This is a genomic window from Azospirillum sp. TSO35-2, assembly GCF_003116095.1.
In the GTDB taxonomy this organism is placed as follows: domain Bacteria; phylum Pseudomonadota; class Alphaproteobacteria; order Azospirillales; family Azospirillaceae; genus Azospirillum.
Window position 1 is genome coordinate 427,532 of sequence record NZ_LGRA01000022.1, and the last position, 12,486, is coordinate 440,017.

The 12,486-nt window shown below is 69.8% G+C and carries 7 protein-coding genes and 1 CRISPR repeat array; of the genes, 6 read left to right on the top strand and 1 reads right to left on the bottom strand.

What is annotated here, in order from left to right:
- The first annotated feature begins 126 nt into the window (after positions 1-126).
- The 3 genes from TSO352_RS31830 to TSO352_RS31840 all read left to right on the top strand — a co-directional run bounded on the left by TSO352_RS31830 (position 127) and on the right by TSO352_RS31840 (position 6,672).
- Positions 127-1,218, top strand: coding sequence for an efflux RND transporter periplasmic adaptor subunit (locus tag TSO352_RS31830; RefSeq protein WP_247872579.1), 1,092 nt, complete (start codon positions 127-129; stop codon positions 1,216-1,218).
- Positions 1,215-4,337 carry an efflux RND transporter permease subunit gene (locus TSO352_RS31835; RefSeq protein WP_109111277.1) on the top strand — a complete coding sequence of 1,041 codons (3,123 nt, stop codon included), beginning with the start codon at positions 1,215-1,217 and terminating at the stop codon, positions 4,335-4,337. The genes TSO352_RS31830 and TSO352_RS31835 overlap by 4 nt, the downstream gene beginning before the upstream one ends.
- Before the next feature lie 310 nt (positions 4,338-4,647).
- Complete coding sequence (locus TSO352_RS31840; protein ID WP_109111278.1) at positions 4,648-6,672, top strand: protein-L-isoaspartate(D-aspartate) O-methyltransferase; 2,025 nt, start codon at positions 4,648-4,650, stop codon at positions 6,670-6,672.
- Here the strand turns inward: TSO352_RS31840 and TSO352_RS31845 are convergent.
- Positions 6,654-7,634, bottom strand: a complete 981-nt coding sequence (locus TSO352_RS31845) for a LysR family transcriptional regulator (protein WP_247872580.1) — start codon at positions 7,632-7,634, stop codon at positions 6,654-6,656. The genes TSO352_RS31840 and TSO352_RS31845 overlap by 19 nt on opposite strands.
- A gap of 97 nt (positions 7,635-7,731) precedes the next feature.
- Here TSO352_RS31845 and TSO352_RS31850 point away from each other — a divergent pair, with 97 nt between their 5' ends.
- The 3 genes from TSO352_RS31850 to TSO352_RS31860 all read left to right on the top strand — a co-directional run bounded on the left by TSO352_RS31850 (position 7,732) and on the right by TSO352_RS31860 (position 10,886).
- Entirely contained in the window at positions 7,732-8,967 is a 1,236-nt protein-coding gene (locus TSO352_RS31850; RefSeq protein ID WP_109111279.1) for an MFS transporter, read from the top strand.
- A 200-nt stretch (positions 8,968-9,167) separates the two neighbouring features.
- Entirely contained in the window at positions 9,168-10,157 is a 990-nt protein-coding gene (locus TSO352_RS31855; protein ID WP_109111280.1) for a 2-dehydro-3-deoxygalactonokinase, read from the top strand.
- 84 nt (positions 10,158-10,241) lie between these two features.
- Positions 10,242-10,886, top strand: coding sequence for a 2-dehydro-3-deoxy-6-phosphogalactonate aldolase (locus TSO352_RS31860; protein ID WP_247872581.1), 645 nt, complete (start codon positions 10,242-10,244; stop codon positions 10,884-10,886).
- 113 nt (positions 10,887-10,999) lie between these two features.
- A CRISPR array of direct repeats spans positions 11,000-12,162; the repeat unit is 33 nt; unit sequence GCTTCAATGAGGCCCGAGCACTTCTGCTCGGGA.
- Positions 12,163-12,486: the final 324 nt, after the last annotated feature.

Consider the following 12,486-nt stretch of genomic DNA (forward strand, 5'->3'; position numbering starts at 1 on the left):
ACTGTACCGTTCACTCTTGACGTGGTCCGATCGACGGAGTAGGACGGTAGCAGTACGATACAGTCCAGTCCAGTGGGGAGACGTGGTATGATCCGGCGTGGGACGGGGCGGTCGGCGCCCTCCATCATGGCAACGGCCGGCGCGTTGGCGCTGGCCGGCCTGCTCACCGGAACGCTCAGCGGCTGCAAGGAAACCCACTCCGCCGCCGCGGCGCTGGAGCCGGACGCCCGGCCGGTCCGCGTCGCCACGGTGGCGCTGGAACCCTTGGCCGACAGCGTGCGCTACCCGGCGGTGATCCGCCCGAAGGTGGAGGCCGACGTCGGCTTCCGCGTCGGCGGCAAGGTCACCGCCCGGCTGGTGGAGGTCGGGACCCGCATCGAACCCGGCATGCCGCTGGCCCGGCTCGACCCCACCGACCTGCAGCTGCAGATCCGGGCGTCGCAGGCGCAGCTCGCCTCCGCCCAGGCTGACGCGACCAACGCCCGCAGCGATTTCCAGCGCTACGCCACGCTGCGCCAGGGCGAGTGGACGACCCGCCAGGAATACGACCGCCGCAAGACCGCGCTCGACAAGGCCGACTCCAAGGTGCACGAGGTCGAGGCGCAGTTGCGCGTGCTGAACAACTCGGCGCAATACGCCACGCTGGTGGCCGACGAGGCCGGCATCGTCACCGCGACGCTGATCGAGCCGGGCCAGGTGGTGGCGCAGGGCCAGACGGCGCTGCGCGTCGCCCGGCTGGGCGCGGTGGACGCCGTCGCCAACATCCCCGAACAGCAGGTGGCCGCCCTGCCCCGCCACCGCCTGTCGGTGGAGCTGTGGTCGCACCCCGGCCAGAGCATCGCCGGCACCCTGCGCGAGCTGTCGCCGAGCGCCGATCCCAACACCCGCACCTTCCAGGCCAAGATCGAGCTGGTCGACCCGCCGCCGTCGGTGCAGCTCGGCATGACCGCCACCGTGACCGCCGCCTCGGCCAAGGCCGGCGCGGTCGCCCGCCTGCCGCTGTCGGCGCTGACGCAGCGCGACGCGGCGCCGGCGGTCTGGGTGCTGTCGGCGCCGGACGACCGGCTGGAGTTGCGGCCGGTCACCATCGCCGCCTACGCCGGGGATCTGGCGCTGGTCGGCGGCGGGCTGAAGGACGGCGAGCGCGTCGTCACCGCCGGGGTCCACAAGCTCGACGCCGGCCAGAAGGTCCGCGTCTGGACGGAGCCGCAGCGATGAACCACTCCCGCGTCAACCTGTCGGCCTGGGCGTTGTCGCATCGCACGCTCGTGCTGTTCATGATGCTCGCCAGCGTGCTGGCCGGCGCGCTGGCCTACAAGAACCTGGGCCGGGCGGAGGATCCGTCCTTCACCTTCAAGGTGATGGTGGTCCGCACCCAATGGCCGGGCGCCACCGCGCGCGAGGTCGAGCAGTTCGTCACCGACCGCATCGAAAAGACGCTGGAGGCGGTGCCCTATTACGACGTCGCCCGCAGCTATTCCAAGCCCGGTGAGTCGGTCGTCTTTGTCCAGTTGAAGGACTACACCCCGCCGAAGATGGTGCCGGATCTGTGGTACCAGGTCCGCAAGAAGATCGGCGACGTCAAGGGCACCCTGCCCGACGGCGTGAACGGCCCCTATTTCAACGACGAGTTCGGCGACGTCTATTCCGGCATCTACGCCTTCATGGGCGAGGATTTCACCCCGGCCCAGTTGAAGAAGGTGGCTGAGCAGACCCGCGCCCGCCTGCTGAAGCTGCCCGGCGTCGAGAAGATCGACCTGATCGCGCCGCAGGAAGAGCGCGTCTATGTCGAGATCAACAGCCAGCGGCTCGCCAGCTTCGGGCTGCCGGTGGACAGCGTCATCCAGGCCCTGCAGCGCGAGAACGCCGTCGCCGCCGCCGGCGACGTCGACACCGGGTCGCAGCGCGTCTATGTCCGCGTCGATCTCGGGGTGGACACCGCCGCCGCCGTCCGCGCCATCCCGGTTGAAAGCGGCGGCCGGCTGCTGACCATCGGCGACGTGGCGGAGATCAAGCGCGGCTACGTCGAGCCGCGGCGCTACACCCTGCGCTACAACGGCCGCGACGCCATCGGGCTGGGCGTCGTCATGGCCAAGGGCGGCAACGTGCTGAAACTGGGCGGGCAACTCGACGCCGCCATGGAGAAGGTCAAGGCCGAACTGCCGGCCGGGCTGGAGGTGGCGCAGATCGCCGACCAGCCCAAGGTGGTCGAGCATTCGGTCGGCGAGTTCACCGAATCGCTGGTGGAGGCGCTGGGCATCGTCATCCTGGTCAGCCTGATCAGCCTGGGCTGGCGCACCGGCATCGTGGTGGCGCTGGCGGTGCCGCTGGTGCTGGCGATGACGCTGGTGGCGATGCAGATCCTGCACATCGATTTGCAGCGCATCTCGCTGGGCGCCCTGATCATCGCGCTGGGCCTGCTGGTCGACGACGCCATCATCGCGGTGGAGATGATGGTGGTGAAGATGGAACAGGGCTGGGACCGGCTGAAGGCCGGCGCCTTCGCCTACACCTCCACCGCCTTTCCGATGCTGAGCGGCACCATTGTGACCGCCGCCGGCTTCGTGCCGGTCGGCTTCGCCGCGTCGGCCGCCGGCGAATACACCAACTCGATCTTCTGGGTGGTGGCGCTGTCGCTGCTGCTGTCCTGGATCGTCGCGGTGGTCTTCACCCCCTATCTCGGCTGGCTGCTGCTGCCCAAGCCCAAGCATGTGGTGCCTGACGGGCACGAGCTGGACATCTACGACACCCGCGCCTACCGCATCCTGCGCGGCATGATCGAGGCCTGCGTGCGGGCGCGCTGGGCCACCATCGCCGTGACGCTGGCGGCCTTCGTCACCGCGCTGGTCGGCTTCGGCCATGTCCAGCAGCAGTTCTTCCCCTCCGCCAGCCGGCCGGAGCTGCTGATCGACGTCCGTCTGGCCGAAGGCTCCTCCTTCGCGGCGACCGCCGCCGAGGTCAAGCGGATGGAAGCGGTGCTGGCCAAGGACCCGGACGTCGATTACTGGGTCGCCTACACCGGCGGCGGCTCGCCCCGCTTCTACCTGCCGCTCGACCAGCAGTTGGAGACCGCCAACTTCGCCCAGTTCATGGTGATGACCAAGGGGCTGGAGGAGCGCGAACGCTTCATGCAGCGGCTGGAGCCGACGCTGGAATCCGACTTCCCCGCCGCCCGCGTCCGCATCAGCCGGCTGGAGAACGGCCCGCCGGTCGGCTACCCGGTGCAGTTCCGCATCACCGGCGAGGATCCGGCGACCATCCGCAAGATCGCCTACAAGGTGCGCGACTCCATGCGCGCCCACCCCAACACCGCCAACGTCCATCTCGACTGGGACGAGCTGGCCAAGCGCGTCCGGCTGGAGGTGGACAACGCCAAGGCCCGGGCGCTCGGCGTGTCGAAGCAGGATTTGTCCAACGCCCTGCAACTGCTGCTGAACGGCATGACCGTCACCCAGTACCGCGAGGGGACGGAGCTGATCGGCGTCACCCTGCGCACCACGCCGGACGAGCGGATGGACCTGTCGCGGCTGGGCGAGCTGAGCGTCCGCACCGGCCGCGGCACCGCCGTGCCGCTGAGCCAGGTCGCCACCGTCCGCTACGAGTTGGAGGAACCGGTGCTGTGGCGGCGGGCGCGCGAGACGACGATGACGGTCAAGGGCGACGTCACCGGCGGCCTGCAGGCCCCCGTGGTCAGCACCCAGCTGAACACCGAGCTGAACGCGCTGCGCGCCACCCTGCCCGACGGCTACGCCATCACCATGGGCGGCGCCATCGAGGAAAGCGCCAAGGGCCAGGACTCGATCAACGCCATGATGCCGGTGATGCTGCTGATCATGATCACCACGCTGATGCTGCAATTGCAGAGCTTCTCGCGGGTGTTCCTGGTGCTGCTGACCGCGCCCCTGGGGCTGATCGGCGTCACCGCCTCGCTGCTGCTGTTCAACCTGCCCTTCGGCTTCGTCGCCATGCTGGGCGTCATCGCGCTGGCCGGCATCATCATGCGCAACTCGGTCATCCTGGTCGACCAGATCGAGCAGGACATCCGCAGCGGCCGATCGCGCTGGGACAGCATCGTCGAGGCGACGGTCCGCCGTGCCCGCCCGATCGCGCTGACCGCCGCCGCCGCCATCCTCGCCATGATCCCGCTGACGCAGAGCGTCTTCTGGGGCCCGATGGCGGTCGCCATCATGGGCGGTCTGGCCGGCGCCACGGTGCTGACGATCTTCTTCCTGCCGGCGCTCTACGCCGCGTGGTTCCGCGTGCCGCGGCCCGAGGTGGAAACGGCGGACGAGGATGGGATGGACGGCGCCGTGCCCAAGCCGGCGATGGGGGACTGAGAGGGAAAAGCGTTTTTCTTGAGCTTGGCCGCGGCAGCTTGACCGCGGTCAAGGGTGGCGGGACCGGGTGATGCGACGGTGACACCACAATCGATCTCCCGATTGCATCACCATGGGGGTGATGATTTTTCTCCCGTTTTTGCCTCGACGCGCCCGGTCCCCCGCCGGGCGCTCTTTTTTTGCCGGAACCTGCGGGTGGCCCGCATGTTGGCCTCGCTGTGGAAGGCTCTCCGGGATCGGATCCGAGCCCACGGAGCCATGCCCGAGCACAAGGCTGCCCACCGACCACCGGCGGCAGCGGGAGGCGACCATGGCCAATGTCAATCAACAGCGCCAGCGCATGGTGGACACGCAGATCGCACGGCGCGGCATCCGCAACGAGGCGGTGCTGGCCGCCATGCGCGCCGTCCCGCGCGAACGGTTCGTCGCTGCCGACATGGCGGAGTTCGCCTATGCGGACTCGCCGCTGCCGATCCCCGAAGGGCAGACGATCTCCCAGCCCGCCATCGTCGCCGCCATGATCGACGCCGCCGAGGTCGGACCCGGCGACCGCGTCCTGGAGGTCGGCACCGGGTCCGGCTATGCCGCGGCGGTCATCGCCCAGATCGTCGGCCACGATGCCGGGCATGTGTTCACCATCGAGCGGCATTCCGCGCTCGCCCAATCGGCGACCAGCCGGCTGCGGGAACTCGGCTACGGCAACGTCACGGTCCGCGTCGGCGACGGCACCGTCGGCTGGGCGGAGGAGGCGCCGTTCGACGCGATCCTGGTGTCCGCCGGCGGCCCGGACGTGCCGCCGGCGCTGAAGGACCAGCTTGCCGTCGGCGGCCGGCTGGTGATCCCGGTCGGGGCGGAGCATGAACAGACGCTGCTGAAGATCGTCCGCCGCAGCGGGACCGCGTACGACCGCGAGGAGCGCGGCCGGGTCGCCTTCGTGCCGCTGATCGGCGCCCAGGGCTGGGCGGAGGACGGCACCCGTCCGTCCGGCAACCTCAATCCTGACCACACGCCTGGGCCCACCCGGCGGACGGTGCCGACGATGATCGCCGCCGCCGCGGAGCCGTTGCCCGACCCCGACGATCCGGCCTTCGGCCGGTTCTTCGACCGCTGGGGCGACCGCCGCGTGGTGCTGCTGGGCGAGGCGAGCCACGGCACGTCGGAGTTCTACCGCGCCCGCGCCGCCATCACGAAACGGCTGGTCGAGCGGCACGGCTTCACCATCGTCGCGGTGGAGGCCGACTGGCCGGACGCCGCGGCGGTGGACCGCCATGTCCGCGACCGCGGCGCCCGCAACGGCGTGGCGGACGAGCCGCCCTTCCAGCGCTTCCCCACCTGGATGTGGCGCAACACCGACGTCGCCGCCTTCGTGGACTGGCTGCACGACCACAACCGGGGCGTCGCCGCGCCGGACCGGCGGACCGGCTTCTACGGCCTCGACCTCTACAACATGGGCGGATCGATCGCCGCGGTGCTCGACTATCTCGACCGGGTCGATCCGGAGGCCGCGGCGGTGGCGCGCGAGCGCTACGGCTGCCTGACGCCCTGGCAGAAGGATCCCTCGACCTACGGCCGTGCCGCCCTGACGCAGGGCTTCCGGCGCTGCGAGGCGGCGGTGATCGACCAGTGCCGGGCGCTGCTGGAGAAACGGCTGGACTATGCGGGCAAGGACGGCGACCGCTTCCTGGACGCCACGCAGAACGCCCGCCTGATCGCCACGGCCGAGCGCTATTACCGGATCATGTATTACGGCGGCGCCGAAAGCTGGAACCTGCGCGACACCCACATGTTCGAAACGCTCACCGCCCTGCTGGATGCCAAGGGGCCGCAGGCCAGGGCGGTGGTCTGGGCGCACAACTCGCACATCGGCGACGCCCGCCAGACCGACATGGGCATCACCCGCGGCGAGCTGAACATCGGCCAGCTCTGCCGGGAGCGCTTCGGCGACGCGGCCGCGCTGATCGGCTTCGGCACCCACAGCGGCACGGTCGCGGCGGCGACCGACTGGGGCGAGGCGATGGAGGTGAAGCGGGTCCGGCCGTCGCGTCCCGACAGCTATGAACGGCTGTGCCACGAGTCCGGGGTGCCGCGCTTCCTGCTCGACCTGCGCGCCGAGCGCAACGAGGCGGTGCGGCGCTGCCTGCTGCCGTCCCGGCTCGAGCGCTTCATCGGCGTCATCTACCGGCCCGACACCGAGCTGCGGAGCCATTATTCCGAAGCCAGCCTGCCGCAGCAGTTCGACGCCTATGTCTGGTTCGACGAAACACGGGCGGTGACGCCGCTCGGTCCGGAGCACGCGCGCAGCGGCGTGCCCGACACCTACCCGTTCGGCGTCTGATCCCGCTGGTCCTGCTCCGGCCGGCTCGGCAGCGCCGCCACCGCCTGCGGCAGCGCGTTGCGCATGATGTCGATGAAGCGGCGCAGCCGTGCCGGGTAGAAGCGCGCCGGCGGGTAGACGATGTGGACCGGCAGCGGTGGCGCCCGCCACTGCGGCGCCAGATGCAGCAGCCGGCCGGCCTCCAACTCCTCGTTCATCGCCCAGGCGGAGGCGACGGCGACGCCCACCCCCAGCACCGCGGCGTTGCGCAGGGCGTAAAGCCCGTCGGTCGACAGCCGCGGCCGGATCGGCACGCGCACCATCTCCCCGGTGACGGCGTGGGTCAGCCGGATCTCGGTCCGGTAGAAGGTGTGCATCGCCAGCCAGGGGAGCCGTTGCAGCTCCGCCGGCTCGGTCGGCAGCGGCGCACCGTCGAGCAGCGACGGCGCCGCCACCACGATGCGCGGCACCTCCGCCAGGCGCAGCGCCACCACCGAGGGGTCGCTGACCTCGCCGACCTGGATGGCGCAGTCGATGCCTTCGGCGGTGAAGTCTGGCGTGCGGTCCTCCAGCCGCCATTCCACCGCCATGCGGGGGTAGCGTTTCAGATAGTCGACCAACGGCCCGACCAGTTGGTGCTGGCCCAGGGCGTGCGGCACCATCACCCGCAGCAGGCCGGCGGGCTCGTCGCTCGCCCCGCGCACCTCGCTTTCGAAGCTTTGCCAGCCGGCGATCAGCTCCTTGGCGCGCTCGTAGCAGCGGGCGCCATCGTCGGTCAGCGTCATCGCGTGGGTGGAGCGTTGCAGCAGCCGCACCCCCAGCGACCGCTCCAGCGCCTGGAGCCGGCGGCTGATCGTCGGCTGGGTGCTGCCGAGTTGCGCCGCGGCGGCCGAGAGGGTCCCCGCCTCGACGATGCGGACGAAGGTTTCCAGCAGGGCAACGCGGTCGGCGGTCGCGCTGCTGGTGTGCAGGTCGGTCTTCATACGCGTTACGTATAACACTAGTACGGGGCAGCCGGCTACCGATGCCCGAACCTTGTGGCCATACTCCGCCCCACGGTTCACACAGGGGCTTCCCACCATGTCCTGCATTGAAGAGTCCACCATTCAGCCGACGCATGACGCTCTGCGTATCGCCGCGCCGGCCGGCGTCAACCCTCCGGTCCTGCTGCTGGCCACCGGCGCCGGCATGGCTGCGGCGTCGCTCTATTACAGCCAGCCCATGCTTGCCATGCTGGGCGGCGACCTGCAGGCCACCGACCAGTCCGTCGGGCTGGTGCCGACGCTGACCCAGTTGGGCTACGCGCTGGGCCTGCTGCTGATGGCGCCGCTGGGCGACCGCTGGGACCGCCGCCGCATCATCGTGACGAAGGCGGTGGTGCTGAGCGCGGCGCTGCTACTGGCCGGGGTGGCGCCGTCGGTCGGGCTGCTGCTCGCCGCCAGCCTCCTGCTTGGGCTGGCCGCCACGCTGGCGCAGGACATCGTGCCGGCCGCCGCCACCCTGGCCCCGGCGGAACAGCGCGGCCGGATGGTGGGGACGGTGATGACGGGCCTGCTGCTCGGCATCCTGCTGTCGCGCGTGGTCAGCGGCGTGGTGGCCGAGCAATTCGGCTGGCGCGCGATGTTCATGGCCGCGTCCGCCGGCATCGCCCTGCTGGCCGCGGCGCTGTGGCGTGGCCTGCCGCGCTTCACACCGACGACGCAACTGTCCTATGGCGCGCTGATGGGCTCGCTGGTGTTGCTGACCGCGCGGCATCCGGCGCTGCGCCGCGCCGCGCTGGCGCAGGGGTTGCTGTCGATGGGGTTCAGCGCCTTCTGGTCGACGCTGGCCGTCATGCTGCACGGCGCGCCCTTCAACCTGGGGCCGGCCGCCGCCGGTGCCTTTGGTCTGGCCGGGGCCGCGGGTGCGCTCGCCGCGCCGCTGGCCGGCCGCATCGCCGACCGCCGCGGGCCGCAACTGGTGACACGCCTGGGCGCCGGCCTTGCCGTGATCTCCTTCGCGGCGATGGCGCTCTCCCCGCTGTTTCCGGCTCAGGGGCGGCTGTGGCTCCTGCTGGGCAGCGCGGTCGGGTTCGACCTGGGCATCCAGGCCGCGCTGATCGCCCACCAGACCATCATCTACAGCCTCGACCCCGAAGCCCGCGGCCGGCTGAACGCGGTGCTGATGACGACGATGTTCATCGGCATGGCCCTGGGCGCGGCGCTGGGCAGCCAAGCGCTGGGACTCTTCGGGTGGATGGGCGTCACCGTCTTAGCCACCGCCACGGCCGCCACCGCGCTGGTCGTCCGGCTGTGGCCGGGGGCACGGAAAGCCTGACGCCATCCACGCTCTCCACCGGGGCGCGATCATCGGGCTGTCGTGACCGGCGTCGCGACGGCCCGTCGGCGCATCGAAAAAGTGTCTCACTATATGGACAATTGAGAAACTATTTGACGTTATCGGCGTCGCGACCTAGCATTCTCCACAGGTTGACCGGCCATGCGCATGGTCGACCGGACGATTTCCAGGAATTGGCGATGAACAGCACCCGAGAGGCCCCGCACGCGGCTCCCGTTCTGATCGGGCTGGACTGGGGCACGTCGAGCCTGCGCGGCTTCCTGATGGACGGCCGCGCCAACATCCTGGCGGAGCGGGCAACCGCGCACGGGATTCAGAACCTGCCCCTGCCCGGCGCCGCCGGGTTCGAGCGCGCCTTCGCCGACCTGTGCGGCGACTGGCTGGCCACCAACCCCAGCCTGCCGGTGGTGGCCGGCGGCATGGTCGGCAGCGCCCAGGGCTGGGTGGAGGCACCGTATGTGACCACCCCGGCCGACGCGCTGACCCTCGCCAACCGCGCGGCGTCGGTGGACAGCGCCGACGGCCGGCGCATCCTGATCGCCCCCGGTGTGCTGCACGACCCGGCCGGCGGCACGCCCGACGTGATGCGCGGCGAGGAGATCCAGATCGCCGGCGCGCTGGCGGAAAACCCCACCTGGGCGGCGCGGGCCTGCGTGGCGATGCCCGGCACCCATTCCAAATGGGTGCGCATCGCCGACGGCCGCATCGCCGGCTTCTCCACCTACATGACCGGGGAGCTGTTCGCCGTGCTGCGGACCCACTCCATCCTCGGCCGGCTGATGCCGGAGGGGGCGGAGGCGACGCCCGACCAGGAGGCTGCGGCCTTCGAGGCCGGCGTCCGCGCAGCCTCCACCGCCGGGCCGGGCGACCTGCCCCACCAGCTGTTCGCCACCCGCACGCTGGGTCTGACCCGCCGCCTGCCCGCGGAAAGCCTGAAACATTATCTGTCCGGCCTGCTGATCGGGCACGAGCTGGTGTCCGGACTCGCCAGGTTGCGGGCGGAGCCGGCGGGCACGCCGCTGCTGCTGATCGGCGACAGCGGGCTGTGCGGACGCTACGCCCGCGCGCTGGCTGTGTTGGGGGTTGCGCCCACCGCACAGCTCGGCAACACCGCGCCGCGCGGGCTTTTCCAATTCGCCGCCGCGGCCGGCCTGCTGCCCGCGGCCTGACCGCCTTCGCTGGTTCCGCGCCTCCATTGCCCAGGCCCATTGTTCAGGCCCATTGTTCAGGCCCATTGTTCAGGATTGCCCCCGATGACCGTTCCGATGTCCGATTTGGCCACCCGCCTCGACGCCGCCTTCGCCGCGCTGCCGCTGGTCGCCATCCTGCGCGGCCTGACCCCGGCGGAAGCCGAACCGGCGGCCGATGCGCTCTATAACGCCGGGTTCCGGCTGATCGAGGTCCCGCTGAACTCGCCCGACCCGTTCGACAGCATCGCCGCGATCCGCCGGCGCCTGCCCGCGGACGCGCTGGTCGGCGCCGGGACCGTGCTGGCGGTGGCCGACGTCGAGCGGCTGGCGGGCATGGGCGCCGATCTGGTGGTGATGCCGCACGCAGACACCGCGGTGATCCGCGCCGCGAAAGCCGCCGGCATGGCCTGCGTGCCGGGCGTTGCCACCGCGACCGAGGCTTTCGCCGCCCTGGCCGCCGGCGCCGACGCGCTGAAGCTGTTCCCGGCGGAGCTGATCACCCCGACCATCCTGAAGGCGATGCGCGCGGTTGTGCCGCCGTCGGTGCGGCTGCTGCCGGTCGGCGGCATCACGCCGGACACCATGGCCCCCTACCGCGCGGCCGGCGCCGCCGGCTTCGGCCTCGGCTCCGCCCTCTACAGCCCAGGCCTCCCGGTGGCGGACCTGGCAACCCGCGCCGAACGTTTCCGTCAGGCCTGGGCCGCCTGACACCGCGGTGACGCTGTGGGTGAAGGGTCGCTGGAGCGGAACACCTTAGGAGGCGAGCACTTCTGCTCGGGGATACTGGATCGCTGCCTCACTGGCATCGAGATCAAGTCCGGGCTTCAATGAGGCCCGAGCACTTCTGCTCGGGAGTACCCGATCTGGCGGAGGCGGGGCGCATCACGGTGGAGATGGTGCTTCAATGAGGCCCGAGCACTTCTGCTCGGGAGTACGCGGGAAAGTCAAGGCGGAGCTTTCGGATGTCGGTGAGCTTCAATGAGGCCCGAGCACTTCTGCTCGGGAGTACCAGGGAGACAAGCCGTGAGCGCCACCCGTCAGCCTGGTACGCTTCAATGAGGCCCGAGCACTTCTGCTCGGGAGTACGAGGCTTTCGTCCTCGCCTACCTGTCGAACGGCCGGCTTCAATGAGGCCCGAGCACTTCTGCTCGGGAATACAGCACCATGGACGCGACGGTCACCGTGGATACCGCCGCGGCTTCAATGAGGCCCGAGCACTTCTGCTCGGGAATACAACCGGGCAGCTCGGAGCGCACGGTCTTGATGTCCTGGCTTCAATGAGGCCCGAGCACTTCTGCTCGGGAATACCGACGCCGCCGTGTGTTCGTTGTCGCGTGTCCTCTGGCTTCATTGAGGCCCGAGCACTTCTGCTCGGGAATACTCGGGGAAGGTCATATCGTGGTAACGGGTGAGCCATGTGCTTCAATGAGGCCCGAGCACTTCTGCTCGGGAATACTGTCGGCTACAGCAACCGCCTGACCTTCACGGACATGGCTTCAATGAGGCCCGAGCACTTCTGCTCGGGAATACCTGCAACGCATCTGACCCGCAGCAGGATGGAATATGCAGCCCGCTTCAATGAGGCCCGAGCACTTCTGCTCGGGAATACTGGAGGCGCCCAGGGCAATGTCGCGGGCTGCCTCCGCGCTTCAATGAGGCCTGAGCACTTCTGCTCGGGAATACAGCGCGGCGGGAGGGCTGAGACATGCCGTCGCTACGGCTTCAATGAGGCCTGAGCACTTCTGCTCGGGAATACTTCACCGTGCAGACGGCGGCGAGCTGCTCGCCTTCGCCGTCGCTTCAATGAGGCCTGAGCACTTCTGCTCGGGAATACCCAGGGTCATGCCGGAGTCCGACACCAGCCGGCGCTGGCTTCAATGAGGCCTGAGCACTTCTGCTCGGGAATACGCCGTGGTTCGTGCTGGCCGATGTTTGCGCAGTTCTCGGGCTTCAATGAGGCCTGAGCACTTCTGCTCGGGAATACAGTCTACCCCCTAACCATCTGAACCACGACAGAAAATCGCCCCGTTTGCGAGCGGTGCCCGGATCTGACGGGTTGGTCAGGAATCTTGATCCCTCTTCGTTCTGAACGATGTCAAAGATCCCAGAAAAATCAATGGCCTCGCTTTTGCGAGCGGTGCCGGGGTTTTTGTGTGCACAGGACCGCTCGCATCGGCGGGCGGTGGTGGGAGAATAGCATGGGCCAAGCCGATCGCGCCACCGCGCGGGAGCGGGGGGTGAGGTTCCCGATCGGTGGGGGCTTTTCGCGCGCCGACCGGAAAATTGGGCACGACAAGTGCGCGCCCGT